Source organism: Bacteroides pyogenes (assembly GCF_014196225.1).
Lineage (GTDB): Bacteria > Bacteroidota > Bacteroidia > Bacteroidales > Bacteroidaceae > Bacteroides > Bacteroides pyogenes_A.
Genome location: NZ_JACIDI010000003.1, coordinates 116,248 through 137,816 on the forward strand (window position 1 = coordinate 116,248; position 21,569 = coordinate 137,816).

Genomic DNA, 21,569 nt, shown 5'->3' on the forward strand with positions numbered 1-21,569 from the left:
TCATAAAGCATGTTTGAAATCAAAGTATCCGAAGAAATAAAGAAAGCCTGCCCCGTGTTTGCCGGTGCGGCTGTGTATGCGGAAGTGAGGAATACGCCTTACTGCGAGGGACTGTGGGCGGAAATCGATGAATTTACCGGTTGGCTGACTTCGTCCACACGGATGGAAGACATCAAGAACCAGCCTGTGATTGCCGCTACGCGCGAGGCCTACAAACGCTGCGGGAAAGATCCGGGACGCTACCGTCCCTCTGCCGAGGCGTTGCGGCGCAGACTGATGCGCGGCATTCCGCTGTATCAGATAGACACGCTGGTGGATGCAATCAATCTGGTTTCCCTGCGCACGGGGCACTCCATCGGAGGGTTCGACGCGGACAAGATAGAGGGGGAATTTCTCGAGTTGGGCATCGGCAAAGCCGAAGAACCGTTTGAAGCCATCGGGCGGGGAATGCTCAACATCGAAGGGCTACCCGTGTACAGGGATGCGGCAGGAGGCATCGGCACGCCTACCAGCGACCACGAACGGGCGAAAATGAATGTGGAAACGAGGCATATTCTTGCCATCGTGAACGGCTATAACGGTAAAGAAGGATTAGCGGAGGCTGCCGAAATGATCCGTTCGTTGTTGGTACGTTATGCCGGATCGGACGGAGGAACGGTGCTTTACTTCGAGTGACCGCTTTCATCGGCGGTGCGAGGTGAGCATGCCGCCGGTGGGTTGCAAGCCGTTTGTTTGCCGCGCCTCTTTTCGGTGAAGAGGCTACTCGGGGTTCGGGCAGCCGCTTGAATGTCCCAACGGTCGGGACGATTTTGGGAGGAGAAAGCTTTGTTTCTGTGAAATGAAAGATCTGTTTCTGTCAAATGCAGATTTTGTTTCTGTGGAATGAAGGCTCTGCTTCTTTCCAATTGAACTTTTGTTCTCATCAAATGCAGACTTTGTTTTCATCAATCCAAGCTTTTGTTTCTGCGAAATGGAGGCTCTGTTTTTGTGAAATGGAGGCTTTGTTTCTGTAGAATGAAGGCTTTGCTTCTTTTCAATTGAACTCTTGTTCTCGTCAAATGCAGGCTCTGTTTTCATCGATCCAAGCTTTTGTTTCTGTGAAATGGAGGCTTTGTTTCTGTAGAATGAAGGCTCTGCTTCTTTTCAATTGAACTTTTGTTCTCATCAAATGCAGTCTCTGTTTTCATCAATCCAAGCCTTCGTTACTGCCAAATGGAGCCTCTGTTTCTGTGGGATAGAACCTCTGTTTCTATCCTCTGAAAGGGTTGTTACCGCTGCAAACAACCGTTATCCCTTACACTCCTCCATTCCTAACAAACATTCGGGCGGATCTTTTCTATTTGAACCTCCTCTTTACCCCTGCCACCGGAAACTCCGGTCAAGGCACAAACTTGATGCAAACCGGGCGGTCCACAGGAATATCCTTGTTCGTATTCGTCAGCAGTCCGCTCTCTTCGTCCCGTTCGTACACCTGAATCGCACGGCTGTCTCTGCAAGCCACGAGCACGAACTTTCCGTTGGGGGTGATGGCGAAATTGCGCGGGTGAATCCCTGTGAGCCGGTATCCGGCTTTGGTCAGCCGCCCGTCTTCGGGATTGATTCGGAAGATGGCCATCCCGTCCGCTTTCAGACGGTTGCTTGCGTAGAGGAACCGCCCGTCGGAACTGATGTGTATATCCGCGCTTCCGCGTGCCCCCACCGTATCGGCTGCAATGCTTTGAAGCTCCGTCAGGTTTCCGTCGCGACAAGCGAAAACTGTCACCATACCCGAAAGTTCGTTGATGAGATACGCGTATTCGCCTCCGGGAGCGAAAGTCAGGTGACGGGGTCCCGACCCTGCCGCCACACGGAATGCGGCGGGTGTGCCCTCTTTTAAGAAAGGCTTGCGGTTGTTCGCGTCGGCATTTTCGTCCACTTCATACTTATAAATCTTGTCCGTCCCCAAGTCATTGGCAAAAAGCAGGCGTCCGTCCGGAGAGAATTGTACGCAATGCAGGTGCGGCTTCCGCTGCCGTTCCGGGTCGGCGCCCGAACCTTCGAGCTTTAGTACCTCAGCTGCGGGAAGCAACGAGCCGTCTGGCGCGATCGGGAAGACGGAGATGCTTCCCCCGCTGTAATTCGCTGTCACCGCATATTTGCCGTTCGTGATGATGTAGCACGGATCTTCGCCTTGTGTCGGTTGCACATTGAGCGGGCGGAAGCTCCCTTTCTCCTTCTCGAAAGCGAACGCGCACACCGCCGCCCGTTCATCGTTCAGCTCGCTCACGGCATACACCGTATTTCCGTCGGGAGCGACTGCCAGATAAGAGGGATTCTCCACCTCCGCTTCGCTCAAGAGCGTGGCTGTTCCGTTTTCTTCGTCGAACCGGTACGAATATATCCCCTTGCTTTCGCCCGAAGTATATGTCCCAACCAGCATGGTCAGCTTTCCTTCCTGTTCCTGTAATGCTTGTTCCGCTTTATGCTTTTTCGGCGAACAGCCCCATGCAAGCATGCCGATCGCGCAACCCGTAATCAATGCCTTCTTCATATCGTTTCCTTATTTTCCATGTTTTTCGGTGTGTAAAGATAACGGTTTGATATAATAATTGCTAATGCCGGAACGAAAATCGGAAAATATTGCGTATCTTTGTTCCCTCGGAAAGAGTTCCGTACAGCCACTATCCTGTAAGGACAAATTTGGGGTTGACTGGATTTGACAGCGGGTAGAAATGGTAGGTAAGCATGCAGTGGGTCGGTAATTTCCACTTAAATCTCAGTTATCAGAACTTTATCTGGCGAAACTAATTACGCTCTTGCTGCTTAATCGAAGTATAGTAGATTAGCTTAATCCTGATACAAGGTGTCGGGACGAGACATCACTCGGAAGCTGTTGCTCCGAAGCATTCCGGTAAAGTGGTGCAGTGAAATCGGGGATAGTTCGAAGCGGCCTCGCGTTTCGGATGAAACTTTAGAGGATAAGGCAGGGATTGATGGCTTTGGTTCTGTTCCTGCACGAAAACTTAGGCAAAGATAAGCATGTAGAAAGCTTATGATTTCCTCGTTTGGACGAGGGTTCGATTCCCTCCAGCTCCACAATAAGCACTCATTGATAGCGTTTTATGAAATTTGTACACGAAATAGCCCCTGTTTTAACAATTGGGGCTTTTTTATTGCGATGCACGCAAGAAAACGGTATTGCCCCGATTTTCCCTTCCGATTGTCATGTAGCTTGACGGCTTTCTTTATATCCGTCGCCGATTGGCGGAACCATAAATCTCGCCTTCGTTTCTAAGCGTTGGCTCCGGGTTGGTTCCTGAACTGAACGGCGCTTTGTCCCGTCATGTTCTTGAAGAAACGGCTGAAAGAGGCCTGATCTTCGAATCCCAGCAAGTCGGCTATCTCTTTGGCGCTTTTGTTGCTGTACAGCAGCAAGCGTTTCGCTTCCGCCTCCACCCGTTCGTGAATGATCCGCAACGGGGAGGGAAGTTTGCATGTCGAGAATACATTCGAAAGAGTTTTAGGCGATTTATGCAAAAGGTCGGCATAGTCCTGCACTTGCTTTTTGGTTTTGAAGTGCTCGTCTACCAGGTTGTAGTATTTACGCACAATTTCGAAACTCGACTCTTTTTCAGCTGTGATATCCAGCCGTTGCCGTGCCACACGCGTGCAAAGAATGATGAAACGCTTCAAGGTGATACGCAGCATCTCTTCTTGAAGGCTGTCGGCCGTATTGAACTCCTTTTCCATTGCCTGCACCACTTCGGTCAGTTGCCGGTGTTCCTCCTCGTTCAGGGTGAAGCGGATCAGGTGCGATGAGCCGTTGAACAGGAATCCGCTGCACGATACTTCATGGTCGTTGCCGTAGATACAGTAGAAGTTTCCGTTGAAGAGCAGCGTAAAGTACTCTCCGTCTATCGATTTGAATTCCAAATGCTGAAGGTTCGTCAGAGAAATCACGTCGTCTTTTGCCAGCAACATTTCCTGATGATCCACTTCCACGGTAATGCTTCCTTTCCGCACCCAGATAAACTTGTAGAGTCCCTTTTCTTTCCGGAGCGCTGTTTCGGTATGATAAGAATCGGTTATTGCGAGCGTTCCTTTCAGTTTGCTGTGATACTGTAGTGTCGTCATGATTTTATCTCCATGGCCGATGCCTCGAACGACAACGGCAATAAGTCGCCGATGGTTTTTATTTCGTATATATGCTTTTTCCCGAACAACAGGATACGCAGCGGTTGTCCGTAGCGCTTTTCGGTTTCGAGTATTACTTGCCGGCAGGCGCCGCAGGGAGGGATGGGATCTTCTAAAAAGTCCTGTTCGGTTCTGGCGGCAACAGCCAGCGCATCCACCGGTTGGTCGGGATATTGGGAGTTGGCATAGAATAGAGTCGTCCGTTCGGCGCATATCCCCGACGGGTAAGCGGCGTTCTCCTGATTGCTTCCGGTGACTATCGTCCCGTTTTTCAGCCGGGCTGCCGCGCCTACCGAGAACCGTGAGTAAGGGGCGTAACTGCCTTTTGTCGCATCCATGGCGGCTTTTACCAACATCCGGTCGGCCTCGTTCAGTTCTTCCAATTGATATGCTTTAATGATAGCGGTAATTGCCAGTTCTTTCATATTAAGTGAGGAGTTGGGGTTTATGTTTAATTTCACAAAGTTAGGAAAGAGATTGATATTCCCAATTATTTTTCGGACTTTTGTTCTCAATAACTCAGATATATGAAGGAATATGAGGAACAAATGGTATAGACTTCCGGGACTGTTGGTCGTTTTGTTTGTAACAATTCATGTACAGGCGCAAAGAAGAAATACGCGTTATTTGGAATATATAGACAAGTATAGCGATTTGGCTGTGGAGCAGATGAAGCTCCACAAGATTCCGGCAAGCATCACATTGGCGCAGGGACTGCTCGAAAGCGGCGCGGGATACAGCCAGCTGGCGCGCAAAAGCAATAATCATTTCGGGATAAAATGCGGCGGAAATTGGCGAGGGCGTACGGTGAGACACGATGATGACGCGCGAGGAGAATGTTTCCGTGCGTACAGGCATCCGCGCGAATCGTATGAAGATCATTCCGCTTTCCTTAAGCGGGGAGCCCGTTACGCTTTTCTTTTCAACCTCGATATCACCGATTATAAAGGATGGGCGCGCGGACTGAAAAGGGCGGGTTACGCTACCGACCCGTCGTATGCCAACCGGCTGATTACCATCATCGAAGACTACGACCTTTATAAATACGACCGGAAAGGAGTCTATTCGACCCGGAAGTTGCGGAAAGAACCGTGGCTGATGAACCCTCATCAGGTGTACATCGCCAACGGAATAGCCTATGTGATTGCCCGCAACGGCGATACGTTCGAGGCGATCGGCAAGGAGCTGGGTATCGGATGGCGTAAGTTGGTGAAGTATAACGACCTGCACCGGGATTATACGTTGACCGACGGAGATATTATTTACCTGAAGGGGAAGAAGAAAAAAGCATCGCCTCAGTATACCGTTTATATCGTGAAGGATGGAGATTCGATGCACGCTATCTCCCAGAAGTTCGGTATCCGGTTGAAGAATCTCTATAAGATGAATCGCAAAGAGGGCGATTATGTACCCGAAGTAGGCGACCGCTTGCGCTTGCGTTGACGTGGAAACTGGGTGAACCGAACGATAAATTCGAACAGGGTGTCCGATTTCGGACACCCTGTTTTTTTTGCTTTTTGTTCTTTTTCAGCCTGTTATCTTTTTGGCACGGATTTGGCATATCGGATGAACGAAAATAAACATGTACTTATTAAATACTCGGATATGGACAGAGAAATACCCAAAGAGGTGCGCGATAAAGAGCGCAATAAAAAAATAATTCGTTATTCGTCGATAGGGATTGCCGTTGTGATAGCTGTCAGTGTGCTCATCTCTTTCATGAGGGCGGGGGTGGATAGAAAAACGCTGACTTTTTCCACGCTCGACAAAGGAACGCTCGAGGTAAGTGTGAGCGCGTCGGGAAAAGTGGTTCCGGCTTTCGAAGAAATCATCAATTCGCCTATCAACAGCAGGATTGTCGAAGTCTATAAGAAAGGAGGCGACAGCGTGGATGCGGGTACTCCTATACTGAAACTCGACCTGCAAAGCACGGAGACGGAATACAAGAAGCTGCTGGACGAAGAGCAGATGCGCCGTTACAAACTCGATCAGCTTCGTGTGAACAATCAGACAAAACTTTCGGATATGGCCATGCAGATTAAGGTATCGGCCATGAAGCTCGACCGGATGAAGGTGGAGCTGCGCAACGAACGTTATCTCGACAGTCTGGGGGCAGGAACGACGGACAAAGTCCGTCAGGCGGAGCTTAGCTATCATGTGGCGGCGTTGGAGTACGAACAGTTGAAGCAGCAATATAGCAACGAGCGGGAAATCGCTTCCGCCGAACTGAAAGTGCAGGAGCTCGACTTCAACATCTTCCGTAAAAGTCTGGCGGAAATGAAGCGTACTTTTGAGGACGCGCAAATCCGCTCTCCGCGTAAAGCGATTCTGACTTATATCAATAATCAGATCGGAGCGCAAATATCGAAGGGGAGTCAAGTGGCGGTCATCTCGGACTTGAGTCATTTTAAAGTCGAAGGTGAAATCGCCGACACGTATGGCGACCGTGTGGCAGCCGGAGGAAAGGTAATTGTGAAAATCGGCAGTGAAAAACTGGAAGGCGTGGTGAGCAGCGTGACGCCTCTTTCGAAAAACGGGGTTATCTCTTTCACCGTTCAGCTTAACGACGATCACAACCGCCGCCTGCGGTCGGGGCTGAAGACGGATGTGTATGTGATGAATGCGGTGAAAGAAGACGTGATGCGCATCGCCAACGGTTCGTTTTATGTTGGTAGCGGCGAATATGAATTGTTTGTGCGCGCTTCGGAACATGAGCTGGTGAAGCGGAAAGTGCAACTGGGTGAATCGAACTTCGAATATGTGGAGGTGATCGGCGGACTGAAATCGGGCGATGTGGTGGTAGTCAGCGATATGAGTTCATATAAAAACAAGAATAAACTCAAGTTGAGATAGCGGGCATGCCGCCTGTCGCCTTGTGCTGTTATTGTTTGCCGGCATCGAATCAAATTTAAATATCAAACTTAAAACATTATAATTATGATTACATTGACTGCTCTTTCCAAGATATACCGTACGGAAGAGATTGAAACGACGGCTTTGGAAAATGTGAACTTATCGGTGGAACGCGGTGAGTTTCTCAGTATCATGGGGCCTTCGGGCTGTGGGAAATCGACCTTATTGAACATTATGGGGTTGCTCGATACGCCTACTGCGGGTACGGTGGAGATAAACGGCGTGTCCACTGCCGGCATGAAAGATAAGGAGCTGGCGGCTTTGCGCAACCGGACTTTGGGGTTTGTTTTTCAGTCTTTTCATCTTATAAATTCGCTGAACGTTCTTGACAACGTCGAGTTGCCCCTGCTTTATCGCGGTGTGAAAGGGAGCGAGCGCAAACGTTTGGCGCAGGAGGTATTGGAGAAAGTCGGCCTGTCTCACCGGATGCGTCATTTTCCCACGCAGCTTTCCGGAGGGCAGTGCCAGCGTGTGGCCATCGCGCGGGCGGTTATCGGCAATCCGGATATTATCCTTGCCGACGAGCCTACCGGCAATCTCGACTCAAGAATGGGGGCGGAGGTGATGGAACTTCTTCATCGTCTGAACAAAGAAGAGGGGCGTACCATTGTTATGGTCACCCACAATGAAGAGCAAGCCGGACAAACCTCGCGTACCGTTCGCTTTTTCGACGGCCGTCAGGTTCAATAATCTTTTAATTTTATCACAACCTTTTAAAACTGTAAGCATATGACTAAGCATATTTTCATAGCCGCTGTTATCGTATCGTTCGGTATGTTTCTTTGTCCGCTTAACGCACAACATATAAGTAAGAATGTCCCGGTAAGCGAGTTCTCATCCATTACGCTGGAATCTGTGGGCAATATCGTTTTTACCCAATCTTCCGGCTACGGTTGCCGCATCGAAGGGCCAAAGGAATACGTGGATAAAACCCGGATAACCGTAAAAAACGGGAAATTGACCATCAGCTATAAAGAGAAAAATGTGAAGAATGGTAAGAAGCTGATGTTCTACATCACATCCCCCGAACTGACTAAAGTGGAATTGGAAGGCGTGGGCAACTGCACGGTAAAAGCGTAGAAGATGTAACACATATATTTACAATATAAAGATTGACGATAATGCTGAAGATTTACTTTAAACAGGCCTTTTACTTGCTCCGGCAAAACAAGCTGATTTCTTCCATTTCTATCCTTGGTACTGCGATGGCTATTGCTATGATCATGGTAATCGTGATTACTCTCAGAGCTACGGTGGCACCTTTTGCTCCCGAAGTTTATCGGGAACGGACATTGCTGTTCCAGTATGCCGGATTGCAAGAGAAAAACAATGTGAATACACAAGGCAACGGCCCGGTATCTTATAAAACGGCTAAAGCCTGCTTTAAGGAGATGACGGTTCCTCAAGAGGTATCTATTGCCAACAGGAGGGAGACCATGCTGGCGAGCCGTTCGGGCGGAGAAGCTGTGAGCAGTAATGTCATGCAATGCGATGATGCGTTCTGGCGGGTGTTTCGTTTCGATTTTCTTGCAGGCAAGCCTTTTGATAAAGCCGACTTCGATGCCGGCGCTATTAAAGCGGTGATTTCGGAAGACATTGCCCGCCAATTGTTCGGTACATCCGATGCGGTAGGCAAGACATTCCTCCTCAATCATTCTCCTTATCAGATAACCGGAGTGGTTCGCCCCGTCTCCGAATTGGCGCAGTTCGCTTATTCGCAGGTGTGGATTCCGATGAGTTCTACAAGCGCTTTTACAATGTCATGGGGACATGACGGGATTATGGGGATTGTCCGTGTTTTTATTCTGGCACGTTCAAAGGCGGATTTCCCTGCCATCCGTGAAGAGGCGGCACGTTTGAGAGACCGCTATATGGCTAACTATCCGGATTTCGAGTTGTTGTATCGCGGGCAACCCGATACGTATTTCGTAGCTGCCCAACGCTACTCCTCCAATAATCCTCCGGCGGTGAAAGAAGCTGTGAGGGAGTATCTGCTGACATTGCTTGTTTTGCTCATTGTGCCTGCAGTCAACCTTTCGGGATTGACGTATTCGCGAATGCGCAAGCGGCTCTCCGAAATAGGAATACGTAAGGCGTTCGGCGCTTCGAGAAAAGGACTGATGATGCAGGTGTTGTCGGAGAACATGCTTTATTCTCTCTTGGGCGGTGTTGTCGGACTGATATTGAGTTACGGGGCAACGATTCTGTTGGGAAGCATGCTTTTCTCTATCGATTTTCTGGGCACAGGCGTCAACGACTGGCGGGCGATGTGTGTCGACCTGCTGTTCGATCCTGCTGTTTTTCTGCTGGCTTTCTTGTTTTGCTTCCTGCTCAATCTGCTGAGCGCAGGCATTCCCGCATGGAGAGTGACGCGGACGAATATAGTGAACGCCATTAATGAAGGATAATTTATTTACAGGAAATAATTAGTTGAACTGATATGCAATTGTTAAAACAAATGTGGAATGAGCGCCGTTCCAATGCTTGGTTATGGCTGGAACTGCTGATTGTTTTCGTGGTTTTGTGGTATGTAATAGATTGGATGTATATCACTGCGCGTACTTATTACGAACCGGTGGGCTTTGATATTACCGGCACCTATTATCTGGAACTCAGCCAAAAGAACGAAACCGGAGCCTCTTATATTCCTAAGGATCGCAAGAAAACGACATTGGGAGAAGATATTGTAGAGTTGATGAACCGTCTGCGGCAATTGCCGGAAGTGGAGGCGGTGTCCGCATCCCGTAACTCCCGTCCCTACATCGGAAGCAACTCCATGGGGTATATACGCATTGATACCGTGGAGCGCTTTGTGCTCCAACGTTTGGTCACTCCGGAGTTCTTTCAGGTATTCCGTTACCAAAGCACCGATGGGGGCGACTATCATGAGCTGATGAAGGCTTTGCAAGACGGGAATAAAGTGATCGGCGAGAATTTCTGGCCCGCTTCGTATCGCGGCGACCGTAGGCTGAAAGGAAACAATTTCATGTACACCGATGATTCTATCCACAGCTATAAAATAGGAGCGGTTTCTGCCAAGATACGTTACAATGACTTTTGGGCCAATGCCGGAGACAGATATTTGGCGTATCCTGTCACAGAAGCTGATTTGGCGCAATTGGATGCCGACCTTTATCCACGGGAATGGGAAGTCTGTTTACGCGTGAAGCCCGGTACTGCTTCCACATTTGCCAAAGATTTGATGAAGCGTTCCGAAAGAGACCTGAGCGTAGGCAACCTTTTTATTCTGGGAGTGCACGATTACGCTGATGTGCGCAAAAACTTCCAGCAAAGGAGTTACAATCGGGTGAGTATCCGTTTCTGGTTTGTAAGTTTCCTTTTAGCCAATATCTTTCTGGGTGTCGTCGGTACGTTTTGGATACGTACGCAACAACGGCGTTCCGAACTCGGACTTCGCATTGCGGTAGGCTCCAACCGTCGGCAGATATGGTCGAGATTGAACAGGGAAGGCATTGCTTTGCTGACGATGGCAGCCGTACCCGCCGCAGTCATTTGCTATATACTCGTGCATCTGGATTTTACGGAGAAGGCAATGGATGCGGAATTCCTCAGATTCTTTGCGGGAGTGGGCGCCACCTATTTGCTGATGCTTTTGATGATTGTGGCCGGTATCTTATATCCGGCGCGTCAGGCCGTTCGCATCCAACCCGCCGAGGCTTTGCATGAAGAGTAGATTAGAGTTGACAACAAAGAGATATAACGATATGATGAATTTGAAGAAGAACCTGCTCGCTTTGGCGATGGGCTGCCTGCCTTGGATGGCCCCGGCACAAGAGGAGCGGACGATAACATTGAGTGAGGCGATTGCCATGGCGCGCCTCCAATCGGTCGATGCGGCAGTGGCGTTGAATGAACTGAAAACAGCCTATTGGGAGTACCGTACTTTTCGCGCCGATTTACTCCCCGAAATGAGTCTGTCGGGTACTCTGCCCAATTATAATAAATCGTACAGCTCGTACCAAAATCCCGACGGATCGTATAGCTTTGTCCGCAACAATACGTTGGGGCTTTCCGGCAATCTGTCGGTCGATCAGAATATCTGGCTCACCGGCGGTAAACTGTCGCTCAGCTCGTCGCTCGATTACATCAAACAATTGGGTTCGGAGGGTTCCCGGCACTTTATGTCGGTTCCCGTTACGCTGAAGTTCATCCAGCCGGTCTTTGGAGTGAACAAGGTGAAGTGGAACCGCCGCATTGAACCGGTACGTTACGCCGAAGCGAAAGCCGCTTTCATTACGGCAACGGAGGAGGTGACGATGCGTGCCATAACTTATTATTTCAACCTTTTGCTGGCGGAAGAAACGTGGGTCACTGCCACTCAGAACGAGGCCAACGCAGAGCATTTATATAAGGTGGCGATTGCCAAACGAGAAATGGGGCAAATCTCCGAAAACGAGCTGTTGCAGTTGAAGCTTGCCGACCTGAAAGCCAAAGCTGCCGTGACTACGGCAAGCAGCGACCTGAATGCCAAAATGTTTCAGCTCCGCGCTTTTCTGGGGATAGGTGAGGAAGAAAAACTGCGTCCCGTGCTGCCCGATGCGGTGGACGATGTGCTGATGGAGTACAATTTGGTGCTGGATAAAGCGTTGGAGCGGAATGCGTTCGCCCGGAATATCAGGCGCCGGCAATTGGAGGCCGACTACGCCGTAGCTGCGGCGCGCGGCGACTTGCGCAGTATCGATTTGTTTGCCAGTATCGGTTATACGGGAGAACACCGCGACTTTCCGGCTGTTTACAAAAACTTGCAGGATAACCAAATCGTGCAGGTGGGAGTAAAGATTCCTATTCTCGATTGGGGGAAGCGTCGCGGAAAGGTGCGTGTGGCAAAGAGCAACCGCGAAGTGGTGCTTTCGAAAATACGTCAGGAACAGATCAAATTCAATCAAGATGTGTTTCTGCTGGTGGAGCATTTCAATAATCAGGCGCAACAGTTGCGCATTGCCGAAGAGGCGGATAAGATTGCCCGGCAACGCTATAAAACGAGCATCGAGACATTTCTGATAGGGAAAATCAATACGCTCGATCTGAACGATGCCCAGAACTCTAAGGATGAAGCACGCAAGAAACGTATTTCCGAACTTTATTATTATTGGTACTATTTCTATCAGATTCGAAGTCTCACGCTTTGGGACTTCCACACCGGAAAGGAATTGGAAGCCGACTTTGATGACATCGTTCGGAGGTAATCTCTCCCGGACGGGGGGACACCACCTCAAGAAACTTATGGATTTTTGAAACGGAGCAATCCGGCATAAAGTGCTCTTTCTATGGGCGGCACGATGAGCATATATATCCGCCGTGGTATGTATATATGGCTACCGCGGTGAGTATATATGGTTACCTATGGTGAGTATATATGGCTACCGTGGTGGATATATATGGCTACCATGGTGGGTATATATGTACTGTAAAAAGGTTCGTTTTGAATCCTGTTTTGATAAAAAATCACCGAACGGAAATAAGGCTTTGTACAGAACCGCAAACGTGGATCGTGATTTTTGTTACTCTTGTCCGGGAAAGTGGAATTTTATTGTTATTTTTGTTGTTTGTTATGCCAAATACCATGATTCTAATTATCGATGACGACAGTGCCGTACGCTCCTCGCTCAGTTTCATGCTGAAACGGGCGGGCTATGAGCCGCAAACAGCCTCTAATCCGAAAGAGGCTATGGAGATTGTGCGCTCCGTGGCTCCGTCTCTCATCCTGATGGATATGAACTTCACTCTCTCTACCACAGGCGAAGAGGGGCTGACCCTGCTCCGGCAAGTCAGGATATTCCGTCCGGATGTGCCTGTGATACTGATGACTGCTTGGGGAAGCATACAGCTTGCCGTGCAGGGAATGCAGGCAGGAGCTTTCGACTTCATTACCAAACCTTGGAACAATGCCGCTCTGCTGCAACGCATAGAGACGGCTTTACAGCTTTCGGGCGTTTCGCGTGAGGATGTGCCCGAGACGTCTGTCGCATTCGACCGGGGGCAAATCATCGGACGCAGCAGGGAGTTGACGGAGGTATTGGACACCGTCGCCCGCATTGCCAAAACAAACGCATCGGTACTCATCACCGGTGAAAGCGGAACCGGCAAGGAACTGATAGCCGAAGCGGTGCACCGGAACAGCCTGCGTGCCAAAGGTCCGTTTGTGAAAGTAAATCTGGGAGGTATTTCGCAAAGTCTGTTCGAGAGCGAGATGTTCGGTCATAAAAAAGGAGCTTTCACCGATGCCGTGACCGACCGTGCGGGACGGTTCGAGATGGCTGATAAAGGAACGATCTTCCTCGATGAAATAGGCGATCTGGACTTCTCGTGCCAGGTGAAGTTGTTGAGAGTTCTGCAAGACCAGACATTCGAAGTGCTCGGCGACAGTCGTCCCCGTAAAACCGACGTCCGCGTAGTGTCCGCTACGAATGCCGACCTGCGCAAGATGGTAAGTGAAAGAACTTTCCGTGAAGACTTGTTCTACCGGATCAACCTGATTACCGTGAAACTTCCCGCCTTGCGCGAGCGTCGTGAGGATATTCCCTTACTGGCAAGATATTTTGCCGACCGGCAAGCCGAACAGAACGCTCTGCCCCGTACGGAGTTCTCCGCAGACGCGCTGCAATTCCTGAGCCGTTTGCCTTATCCGGGCAATATCCGCGAACTGAAAAATCTCGTGGAACGTACCATATTGGTAACCGGAAAACCGTTGCTCGACGCCGCCGACTTCGATTCGCAGTACATTCGTCCCGAACATTCCGGCACAGGTGGAGAGGCGCTTCCCGAAGGACTCACGCTGGATGAGATAGAGCGGCAAACCATACTCCGGGCATTGGAATGCCATAAAGGCAACCTGAGCAAGGTAGCGGCAGCTTTGGGTATAAGCCGCGCCGCGCTTTACCGCCGTCTTGAGAAGTATCACATAGACAGTTGACCTTTATGCGCATCAGGGGATTTTTTTTCATACTCGTCTTTCTGCTTCTGCTACTCTGCGGATTATTCCTCTACTTGACGGATGCAATGCCCCGTGCCTATTTCTATGCAGGCGAGGGACTGATCGTTTTTACTCTGCTGTATCTGATACTCTTTTACCGCAAACTGGTAAAACCGTTGAAGACTATCGGGACGGGAATGGACCTTCTGCGCGAACAGGATTTCAGCAGCCGATTGAGCCCTGTGGGGCAACATGAAGCCGATCACATCGTCAATATTTTCAACCGCATGATGGATCAACTCAAGAACGAGCGTCTCCGCCTGCGCGAGCAGAATCATTTTCTCGATTTGCTGATCAAGGCTTCGCCCATGGGGGTTGTCATCACGTCTCTCGATTACGAGGTTTCGGAACTGAACCCGATGGCTCTGAAGATGCTGGGCGTGCGGGCGGAAGAAGCGGCGGGCAAGAAACTGAATGAAATCGACTCGCCGCTCGCAGCCGAATTGTTCCGTTTGCCGAAAGGCAATACCGTTACCATTCGTCTCGACAACTCCAATATTTATAAGTGCACCCATTCCTCTTTCATCGACCGGGGTTTTCATCATCCTTTCTATCTCATAGAAAGCCTGACCGACGAGGTGATGAAAGCTGAGAAGAAAGCCTACGGAAAGGTGATCCGTATGATAGCGCATGAGGTGAATAACACTACGGCCGGCATTACTTCCACTTTGGATACGATAGATCAGGAACTCTCTTCGCACGAAGGGATGGAGGACATCTGCGATGTGATGCGAGTGTGTACCGAGCGCTGTTTCTCCATGAGCCGTTTCATTACCCGCTTTGCCGACGTGGTGAAGATTCCCGAGCCTGCGCTCTCGCTTGTCAACCCGAACGAACTGGTTTTTGCCTGCAAACGGTTTATGGAAGGCATGTGCGCCGAACGGAACATTGCCATCCGTCTGGATATCGACGAAGGAGTGGCTGACGTGAAAATGGATGCGGCTCTTTTCGAGCAGGTGCTGGTGAACATCATCAAGAACGCCGCCGAAAGCATCGGCAACGGAGGTGAAATCGTGATTCGTACGCTTTCGCCGGCTACCATCGAAGTCGTGGATAACGGCAAAGGAATCGGCAAAGAAGCCGAATCGAAACTTTTCACCCCGTTCTTCTCTACCAAACCCAATGGACAAGGCATCGGGCTTATCTTTATCCGCGAGGTTCTGACGAAGCACGGATGCAACTTCTCTTTACGTACTTATGACGACGGACTGACCAGATTCCGTATCGTTTTTCCGTAGGCAAGCATAAACGCTGCTATCGGTTTGAACCGATGAAATTGTGTACAAACGTTAAATCCTGCTAATTGAAAACTTTATGAGAGAATTGAGTGTTCGTTTGTCTGAATAAAGATTAAATTTGCAATTGATTTAGTTTAATCTTAATAGAATAAATATGAAACAAGGAGTTCAACCTGCTACCGGACGTTTGGGCGTATTGGTAGCCGGAGTAGGTGGTGCTGTTGCCACCACTATGATTGCGGGAACGTTGGCTTCCCGCAAAGGATTGGCAAAGCCGATCGGATCTATCACACAGTTGGCTACCATGCGTATCCGGAATAACGAAGAAAAATTAATCAGGGATATAGTGCCTTTGGCTTGTTTGAGCGACGTCGTGTTCGGTGGTTGGGATATTTTTCCTGATAATGCATATGAAGCTGCCATTTATGCAGAAGTTCTGAAAGAAAAAGACTTAATCGGTATAAAGGAAGAATTGGAAGCTGTCAAACCGATGCCGGCGGCTTTCGACCATAACTGGGCCAAGCGCTTGAACGGTACGCATGTTAAGAAAGCCGCTACCCGTTGGGATATGGTAGAACAACTCCGCCGGGATATCCGCGAATTTAAAGCTGCCAACAACTGCGAGCGCATCGTTGTGCTTTGGGCGGCAAGTACCGAGATTTATATTCCTCTTTCCGACGAGCACATGTCACTGGCTGCTCTGGAAAAAGCGATGAAAGAAAACAATACGCAGGTCATATCTCCGAGTATGTGTTATGCCTATGCCGCCATTGCCGAAAGCGCTCCGTTCGTAATGGGAGCTCCCAATTTATGTGTAGACACACCGGCTATGTGGGAACTCTCCAAGAAGATGAACGTACCTATCTCCGGAAAAGACTTCAAGAGCGGGCAGACTCTGATGAAAACGGTATTGGCCCCCATGTTCAAGACCCGCATGCTGGGAGTGAACGGATGGTTCTCTACCAATATTCTGGGCAACAGAGACGGTGAAGTGCTCGATGATCCCGACAACTTCAAAACGAAGGAGGTGAGCAAACTATCTGTCATCGACACCATCTTCGAACCGGAAAAATTCCCCGATTTGTATGGCGATGTCTATCATAAGGTACGCATCAACTACTATCCTCCCCGTAAAGACGACAAAGAAGCATGGGATAACATCGACATCTTCGGATGGATGGGATATCCGATGGAAATCAAGGTGAACTTCCTTTGCCGCGATTCTATTTTGGCTGCGCCTATCGCCCTCGATCTGGTGCTGTTCAGCGATTTGGCCATGCGTGCGGGAATGTGCGGCATCCAGACTTGGCTGTCGTTCTTCTGCAAGAGTCCGATGCACGACTTCGAACATCAACCCGAACATGACTTGTTTGTTCAGTGGAGAATGGTGAAGCAAACTTTGCGCCAAATGATAGGTGAAAAAGAACCGGACTATCTGGCATAAGGTAGATATAGAATGAAAAGTGTGAATACTGTTGTGTAGCCTTGCATGACAGGCTCTTCGGAAACTGTTTCCATTTTCCCGTTCTTTGTTTGAGACGATTGTCATAAAAAATCTCGATGGATAAACGAAAATAAGAAAATCATTGGCTGTGGATTCTTTATGGAAAATTGAAACAGTTTCTTATTTTTCTATTTAGAGCATATAATAGAATAAGAGACAGGCTGCTTGTTTTCAACATCCGGAAAACTTATTCTATATAATGCTTATTTAGTATAATTTATTTTTCCAAACCTACTTTCAATGAAACCGCCCTTTCTACCAGTTCTTGTAGGTACAGGCTTCGGCGCCGGCTTTTCTCCTGTTGCGCCCGGTACGGCCGGGGCGTTGCTGGCTTCCGTCGTTTGGATAATACTCTATCATTCGCTTGCGTACTCCTTCCTTTGGTGGCTTACCCTTTTTCTTGCCGCAGCATTTACTTTTGCCGGCATTTGGGCGGCAGACAAATTGGAGCCTTATTGGGGCGAAGACTCTTCACGCGTGGTGATAGATGAAATGGTCGGTGTATGGATTCCTTTGTTGGCAGTGCCTGATGACGCTCATTGGTATTGGTATGTGCTCGGGGCGTTTTGCCTGTTTCGTGTCTTTGATATATTCAAGCCTTGGGGTATACGGAAGATGGAGAGCTTTGGCGGAGGAGTGGGAGTGATGATGGATGATATTTTGGCAGGGTTATACAGTTTTATCTTGTTGGCAGGAGTAAGATGGGTGATTGGTTGAGGCGGATCGGGCGGACGATTTCGAGTAAGGGCGGGATATTTATGTTTTTACGGGCGCAACTCTCTGCGCAGATGTCTACGGTTGCCGATTTTCTGGTAACGATTCTTCTGGTCAGGCTGTTTGATGTATATTATGTGTATGCTACTCTGGCGGGAGCTATCTATGGCGGAATTCTTAACTGTGTCATCAATTACAAATGGACATTCAAGTCGAAAGGGAAGAAGACGAACGTAGCCGTGAAGTTTATCCTTGTGTGGATTTGCAGCATTCTGCTGAATACATGGGGAACCTATATGCTGACCGAGTCGCTGGGAAGGATTCCGTGGGTGCGCGACAAGCTCAGTTTATACTTCAGCGACTTCTTTATTATGCCTAAACTTGCGGTGGCGGTTCTTGTGGCGCTTATCTGGAATTACAACATGCAGCGGGTTTTCGTATATAGAAGCATCCATACGAAAAGGCTGTTTAAAAGACGAAATAGAAAATAAACAGAAAATAAAATATGAACTACAGAGACTATTTACAGCAGTTGATTTATAAAATAATCGACCCGGTGATAAAGGGGATGATTAAAATCGGGATTACTCCCAACTTCATTACCACGGCAGGCTTCCTTTTGAATGCCGTGGCAGCCGGCATACTCGTATATGCAAGCATTTATGCCGAACACGGAGATTTCTCATATCTCGGATGGTCGGGGGGCATTATTCTTTTTGCCGGTCTGTTCGATATGATGGACGGACGCGTGGCCCGGGTAGGAAACATGAGTTCTGCGTTCGGCGCTTTGTATGATTCCGTGCTCGACCGCTACAGCGAACTGGTGACTTTCTTCGGCTTGTGTTATTTCCTGCTGATGGAAGGGTACTTCTTTTATTCGGTTATCGCGTTTATCGCCCTCATCGGCTCGCTGATGGTGAGCTATGTTCGTGCCCGTGCCGAAGGATTGGGAATCGAATGCAAGGTGGGAGTCATGCAACGCCCCGAACGGGTGGTTCTCACTGCTTTGGGGGCCTTGTTTACGGGCATATTCGGTCATGTCACGGCTTTCGATCCTATTCTTATTCTGGTTGTTCCTCTGACTCTGATTGCGGTTCTTGCCAATGCGACTGCATTCGTGCGTATCAATCATTGTCGTAAAGTGTTGGAAGCGGACGGCCAAAAGAAAGATAACTGAGGTGCGGATCATGATGCTGAAAATAAATAAAATGCCATCGCCGAAGGAAACAGGAATCGTATTGATAGGCACAGTGCTTTTCATCCTTCTTACGGCACTGTTTATCGGACTTCGTGCGGAACACATTTTCATGGCAGGGCTTTACTTGCTGTTGTTTTTCTTGGGTTTGCCTACCCGTAAGCTGGCCGTCGCTTTGCTCCCTTTCGCTGTGTTCGGCATTTCGTACGATTGGATGCGGATATGGCCCAATTACGAGGTTAACCCGGTGGATGTGGCCGGGTTGTATCATTTGGAGAAGAGCCTGTTCGGCATAACGTATCAGGGCGATCTGCTCATTCCGTGCGAATATTTTGCCATACGCCATTGGACGTTCGCAGACGCTCTGGCAGGAATCTTTTATCTTTGCTGGGTGCCTGTTCCCATAGCGTTCGGCGTCTGGCTGTATCTCACGAAAGCCCGCAGAACATATTTGAGGTTTTCGATGGTGTTCCTGTTTGTCAACCTTATCGGTTTTGTGGGCTATTATCTGTATCCGGCGGCTCCTCCGTGGTATGCCATCGAATACGGGTTCGAGCCTATGCTGAATACTCCGGGTAATGTGGCGGGACTCGGTAGATTCGATTCGCTGGTGGGGATGAATATATTCGGCTCTATTTACGGGCGTAACGCCAATGTGTTTGCAGCCGTGCCTTCCCTGCATGCGGCATACATGGTGGTCGCGCTTGCCTATGCCGTTATCCATCGGTGCAGATGGTATGCGGTCGCCCTTTTCGCTGTTGTTATGGCGGGAATCTGGGCTACGGCCGTTTATTCCTGCCACCATTATATTATTGATGTCGTGCTTGGAGTGGCCTGTGCGCTTCTCGGGATGCTGATTTTTGAAAAAGGATTGATGAAAAGCAAGAGATTCAAGCGTTTTTTCGATACATACTACAATTACATTCGCTGAGATGAAAAATAAATACCGCAATCTGTTTCTGGCTTTTGGCGTGGTGGCTGTTTTGATTATGCTGCTCACTTTCGATATGGACTACCGCGAGCTTTGGGTAAATCTGAGGCAAGCGGGAGTCTATCTGCCTTTGATCCTGTTCCTGTGGCTGTTCGTCTATCTCATCAATACCTTGTCGTGGCATGTCATTATCGGTAGCGGGGGTAAATCGAAAGTGCCGTTTCTGCGTCTTTTCAAGTATACTGTTACGGGATTCGCCCTGAATTATGTGACTCCGGTCGGGCTGATGGGAGGCGAACCCTACCGGGTGATGGAACTCAAACCCTACATCGGGTTGGAGAGAGCTACATCGTCTGTGATACTCTACGTAATGACGCATATCTTCTCGCATTTCTGCTTTTGGATCAGTTCGGTCTTGCTTTATGTCTGTTTATATTCTGTGGGTCCGGCAATGGGTATCGTGCTTGGAACCATTACCGTCTTTTGTTTGCTGCTCGGGCTGCTCTTGCTCAAAGGATACCGGTATGGAATGGCTGTGGCTTTCACCCGCTTGGGCAGCCGGATTCCTTTCCTGAGAAAGAAAGCGGCTCGCTTCGCAGAGTCGCACCGGGCACAACTGGAGAGCATCGACCGCCAGATCGCTCTTTTGCATAAGCAAAACAAACGGAGTTTTTACGCAGCTCTTTTGTTGGAGTATATGGCACGTGTGCTGAGTTGTCTGGAGATTTGGTTGATTTTAAATGTACTGACTACGGATGTAAGTTTTCTCAATTGCATTCTGATTGCCGCATTCTCTTCGTTGTTGGCGAACTTGTTATTTTTTCTGCCTATGCAATTAGGCGGACGTGAGGGTGGTTTTGCGCTTGCCGTGAGCGGACTTTCCCTTTCAGGAGCTTATGGAGTGTATGCCGCTTTGATTACCCGGATACGGGAGTTGTTTTGGATTGTCGTCGGGCTTGCTTTGATGAAGATAGGCAATAAAGAGGAATAGCCTGAGAATCCGGAAAGAATAAAGATAAGCTTTTGAGTCTTTAAAAAACACGGCGGGCTTTGAAAAAAACATCACCGTGTTTAATTTCAAAGCCCGCCGCCTTTTTTTCAAAGCCCGCCGCCTTTTTTTTAAATCCCGCTGTGTTTTTTATGGCCCTTCTACAGCTTGTCTATCCTTCCTGCAGAAGAAAGAGGATAAGCCCTTTGTCATCGTTCCGGTATCAGGAGCGACGCGAAGGAAATATGCAAACTGTTTGTCTGCATTTCCCTCTTTGGCGGACAAACTCTTTGCGGCAGGTAAAGAACCGGATGAGACGTTCATTGCTTTCCGGCGGACATTCTCTGCCCTTCATATGGGGAAAGTGATATTATTCCGGTTATTTCTTCAGAAACCCTCCCAGCAATCCGCCAGCCGCATTCTTGATACTCTCCATGATACCGCCTTTGTCGCCTGTGAGCGAGGCAACCAAAGAGGCCGTATCGATATTTCCTTCGCCCACTTTCTTCACAATGCCGTCTACCACTGCCGGCAGAGCATCTTTGATAGAGTTTGCAAGCCCTTCGCCCAATCCCAGCTTCCCGGCAATGTTGCTTGCAAAGAAGTTCTGAATGGCGCTCGTCACCGGGCTGGAACCTGCGCTGCTTTTTCCTTGCAGCAACGACAGAATATTTGCCGCTCCGCCTTCTTGTTTGGCGGAAGATTTAAGACCTCCCATTACTGCATCCGTGATACCGCTGAAAATATTTGCATCCTGTCCTTGCGGAATATCGACTTTTCCTTTCAAGAGTTCCGGCAATGCCGATTGAATTAAGTTCTTCAAATCCATACTTTATCTGTATTAATGTGTTAATAATTGGCTAAAGATAATGAAAAACGAAGAAAAAAGCAAAGAATAATTGTTTATATATTAAAGGGT

The 21,569-nt window shown here is 48.9% G+C and carries 20 protein-coding genes and 1 other RNA gene; 17 read left to right on the forward strand and 4 right to left on the reverse strand.

Going from position 1 to position 21,569, the window contains the following annotated elements; all coding sequences use genetic code 11:
- Window positions 1-9: 9 nt before the first annotated feature.
- The gene (locus GGR07_RS02865) at window positions 10-675 is read left to right on the forward strand and encodes a B3/B4 domain-containing protein (RefSeq protein WP_021645433.1); all 666 of its coding nucleotides are present in this window, start codon (window positions 10-12) and stop codon (window positions 673-675) included.
- A gap of 703 nt (window positions 676-1,378) precedes the next feature.
- Here GGR07_RS02865 and GGR07_RS02870 read toward each other — a convergent pair.
- Entirely contained in the window at window positions 1,379-2,530 is a 1,152-nt protein-coding gene (locus tag GGR07_RS02870; protein WP_021645435.1) for a lactonase family protein, read from the reverse strand.
- Between the two features lie 151 nt (window positions 2,531-2,681).
- On the opposite strand from GGR07_RS02870, the gene ssrA reads away from it, so the two are divergent.
- Window positions 2,682-3,078, forward strand: a transfer-messenger RNA (tmRNA) gene (gene ssrA, locus GGR07_RS02875).
- 192 nt (window positions 3,079-3,270) lie between these two features.
- On the opposite strand, the gene GGR07_RS02880 is transcribed toward ssrA, so the two are convergent.
- Window positions 3,271-4,113: an AraC family transcriptional regulator gene (locus GGR07_RS02880; RefSeq protein ID WP_021645437.1), complete on the reverse strand. Its 843-nt coding sequence runs from the start codon at window positions 4,111-4,113 to the stop codon at window positions 3,271-3,273.
- On the reverse strand, window positions 4,110-4,598 hold the full coding sequence (gene cdd / locus GGR07_RS02885; RefSeq protein ID WP_027326366.1) for a cytidine deaminase: 489 nt from the start codon (window positions 4,596-4,598) through the stop codon (window positions 4,110-4,112). Before cdd ends, GGR07_RS02880 begins: the two co-directional genes overlap by 4 nt.
- 112 nt (window positions 4,599-4,710) lie before the next feature.
- On the opposite strand from cdd, the gene GGR07_RS02890 reads away from it, so the two are divergent.
- From GGR07_RS02890 to GGR07_RS02960, 15 genes are all read left to right on the forward strand, one after another.
- Window positions 4,711-5,616: a glucosaminidase domain-containing protein gene (locus tag GGR07_RS02890; protein ID WP_021645439.1), complete on the forward strand. Its 906-nt coding sequence runs from the start codon at window positions 4,711-4,713 to the stop codon at window positions 5,614-5,616.
- A 162-nt stretch (window positions 5,617-5,778) separates the two neighbouring features.
- Window positions 5,779-7,026, forward strand: a complete 1,248-nt coding sequence (locus tag GGR07_RS02895; protein ID WP_122056724.1) for an efflux RND transporter periplasmic adaptor subunit — start codon at window positions 5,779-5,781, stop codon at window positions 7,024-7,026.
- A gap of 84 nt (window positions 7,027-7,110) precedes the next feature.
- Window positions 7,111-7,776 carry an ABC transporter ATP-binding protein gene (locus tag GGR07_RS02900; protein WP_021645442.1) on the forward strand — a complete coding sequence of 222 codons (666 nt, stop codon included), beginning with the start codon at window positions 7,111-7,113 and terminating at the stop codon, window positions 7,774-7,776.
- Window positions 7,777-7,815: 39 nt separating this feature from the next.
- Window positions 7,816-8,166 (forward strand): GIN domain-containing protein, encoded by a 351-nt coding sequence (locus GGR07_RS02905; protein ID WP_021645443.1) that lies wholly within the window; start codon window positions 7,816-7,818, stop codon window positions 8,164-8,166.
- Between the two features lie 41 nt (window positions 8,167-8,207).
- Window positions 8,208-9,494, forward strand: a complete 1,287-nt coding sequence (locus GGR07_RS02910; protein ID WP_034542558.1) for an ABC transporter permease — start codon at window positions 8,208-8,210, stop codon at window positions 9,492-9,494.
- 32 nt (window positions 9,495-9,526) lie between these two features.
- Window positions 9,527-10,780 (forward strand): ABC transporter permease, encoded by a 1,254-nt coding sequence (locus GGR07_RS02915; RefSeq protein WP_027326362.1) that lies wholly within the window; start codon window positions 9,527-9,529, stop codon window positions 10,778-10,780.
- Between the two features lie 34 nt (window positions 10,781-10,814).
- The gene (locus tag GGR07_RS02920) at window positions 10,815-12,293 is read left to right on the forward strand and encodes a TolC family protein (RefSeq protein WP_027326361.1); all 1,479 of its coding nucleotides are present in this window, start codon (window positions 10,815-10,817) and stop codon (window positions 12,291-12,293) included.
- A 377-nt stretch (window positions 12,294-12,670) separates the two neighbouring features.
- Window positions 12,671-14,020 carry a sigma-54-dependent transcriptional regulator gene (locus GGR07_RS02925; RefSeq protein ID WP_027326359.1) on the forward strand — a complete coding sequence of 450 codons (1,350 nt, stop codon included), beginning with the start codon at window positions 12,671-12,673 and terminating at the stop codon, window positions 14,018-14,020.
- Between the two features lie 5 nt (window positions 14,021-14,025).
- Entirely contained in the window at window positions 14,026-15,318 is a 1,293-nt protein-coding gene (locus GGR07_RS02930; protein ID WP_034542601.1) for a sensor histidine kinase, read from the forward strand.
- A gap of 154 nt (window positions 15,319-15,472) precedes the next feature.
- Entirely contained in the window at window positions 15,473-16,762 is a 1,290-nt protein-coding gene (locus GGR07_RS02935) for an inositol-3-phosphate synthase (RefSeq protein WP_034542555.1), read from the forward strand.
- A gap of 300 nt (window positions 16,763-17,062) precedes the next feature.
- On the forward strand, window positions 17,063-17,539 hold the full coding sequence (locus GGR07_RS02940) for a phosphatidylglycerophosphatase A family protein (protein WP_034542553.1): 477 nt from the start codon (window positions 17,063-17,065) through the stop codon (window positions 17,537-17,539).
- Window positions 17,524-18,027, forward strand: coding sequence for a GtrA family protein (locus tag GGR07_RS02945; RefSeq protein ID WP_034542552.1), 504 nt, complete (start codon window positions 17,524-17,526; stop codon window positions 18,025-18,027). Before GGR07_RS02940 ends, GGR07_RS02945 begins: the two co-directional genes overlap by 16 nt.
- A 14-nt stretch (window positions 18,028-18,041) precedes the next feature.
- The gene (locus GGR07_RS02950; RefSeq protein ID WP_021645452.1) at window positions 18,042-18,713 is read left to right on the forward strand and encodes a CDP-alcohol phosphatidyltransferase family protein; all 672 of its coding nucleotides are present in this window, start codon (window positions 18,042-18,044) and stop codon (window positions 18,711-18,713) included.
- A gap of 31 nt (window positions 18,714-18,744) precedes the next feature.
- A complete protein-coding gene (locus GGR07_RS02955; RefSeq protein WP_122056723.1) occupies window positions 18,745-19,662 on the forward strand; it encodes a phosphoinositol dihydroceramide synthase in 918 nt (305 codons plus the stop codon).
- Between the two features lies 1 nt (window position 19,663).
- A complete protein-coding gene (locus GGR07_RS02960) occupies window positions 19,664-20,653 on the forward strand; it encodes a lysylphosphatidylglycerol synthase transmembrane domain-containing protein (protein ID WP_034542551.1) in 990 nt (329 codons plus the stop codon).
- A 376-nt stretch (window positions 20,654-21,029) separates the two neighbouring features.
- Here GGR07_RS02960 and GGR07_RS02965 read toward each other — a convergent pair whose 3' ends face one another.
- The gene (locus GGR07_RS02965) at window positions 21,030-21,479 is read right to left on the reverse strand and encodes a DUF937 domain-containing protein (protein ID WP_021645456.1); all 450 of its coding nucleotides are present in this window, start codon (window positions 21,477-21,479) and stop codon (window positions 21,030-21,032) included.
- Window positions 21,480-21,569 lie beyond the last annotated feature (90 nt).

Coding starts and splice junctions, on each gene's coding strand:
- GGR07_RS02865 (WP_021645433.1), top strand. CDS start 10: ATGTTTGAAATCAAAGTATCCGAAGAAATAAAGAAAGCCTGCCCCGTG.
- GGR07_RS02870 (WP_021645435.1), bottom strand. CDS start 2,530: ATGAAGAAGGCATTGATTACGGGTTGCGCGATCGGCATGCTTGCATGG.
- GGR07_RS02880 (WP_021645437.1), bottom strand. CDS start 4,113: ATGACGACACTACAGTATCACAGCAAACTGAAAGGAACGCTCGCAATA.
- cdd (WP_027326366.1), bottom strand. CDS start 4,598: ATGAAAGAACTGGCAATTACCGCTATCATTAAAGCATATCAATTGGAA.
- GGR07_RS02890 (WP_021645439.1), top strand. CDS start 4,711: ATGAGGAACAAATGGTATAGACTTCCGGGACTGTTGGTCGTTTTGTTT.
- GGR07_RS02895 (WP_122056724.1), top strand. CDS start 5,779: ATGGACAGAGAAATACCCAAAGAGGTGCGCGATAAAGAGCGCAATAAA.
- GGR07_RS02900 (WP_021645442.1), top strand. CDS start 7,111: ATGATTACATTGACTGCTCTTTCCAAGATATACCGTACGGAAGAGATT.
- GGR07_RS02905 (WP_021645443.1), top strand. CDS start 7,816: ATGACTAAGCATATTTTCATAGCCGCTGTTATCGTATCGTTCGGTATG.
- GGR07_RS02910 (WP_034542558.1), top strand. CDS start 8,208: ATGCTGAAGATTTACTTTAAACAGGCCTTTTACTTGCTCCGGCAAAAC.
- GGR07_RS02915 (WP_027326362.1), top strand. CDS start 9,527: ATGCAATTGTTAAAACAAATGTGGAATGAGCGCCGTTCCAATGCTTGG.
- GGR07_RS02920 (WP_027326361.1), top strand. CDS start 10,815: ATGAATTTGAAGAAGAACCTGCTCGCTTTGGCGATGGGCTGCCTGCCT.
- GGR07_RS02925 (WP_027326359.1), top strand. CDS start 12,671: ATGATTCTAATTATCGATGACGACAGTGCCGTACGCTCCTCGCTCAGT.
- GGR07_RS02930 (WP_034542601.1), top strand. CDS start 14,026: ATGCGCATCAGGGGATTTTTTTTCATACTCGTCTTTCTGCTTCTGCTA.
- GGR07_RS02935 (WP_034542555.1), top strand. CDS start 15,473: ATGAAACAAGGAGTTCAACCTGCTACCGGACGTTTGGGCGTATTGGTA.
- GGR07_RS02940 (WP_034542553.1), top strand. CDS start 17,063: ATGAAACCGCCCTTTCTACCAGTTCTTGTAGGTACAGGCTTCGGCGCC.
- GGR07_RS02945 (WP_034542552.1), top strand. CDS start 17,524: ATGGGTGATTGGTTGAGGCGGATCGGGCGGACGATTTCGAGTAAGGGC.
- GGR07_RS02950 (WP_021645452.1), top strand. CDS start 18,042: ATGAACTACAGAGACTATTTACAGCAGTTGATTTATAAAATAATCGAC.
- GGR07_RS02955 (WP_122056723.1), top strand. CDS start 18,745: ATGCCATCGCCGAAGGAAACAGGAATCGTATTGATAGGCACAGTGCTT.
- GGR07_RS02960 (WP_034542551.1), top strand. CDS start 19,664: ATGAAAAATAAATACCGCAATCTGTTTCTGGCTTTTGGCGTGGTGGCT.
- GGR07_RS02965 (WP_021645456.1), bottom strand. CDS start 21,479: ATGGATTTGAAGAACTTAATTCAATCGGCATTGCCGGAACTCTTGAAA.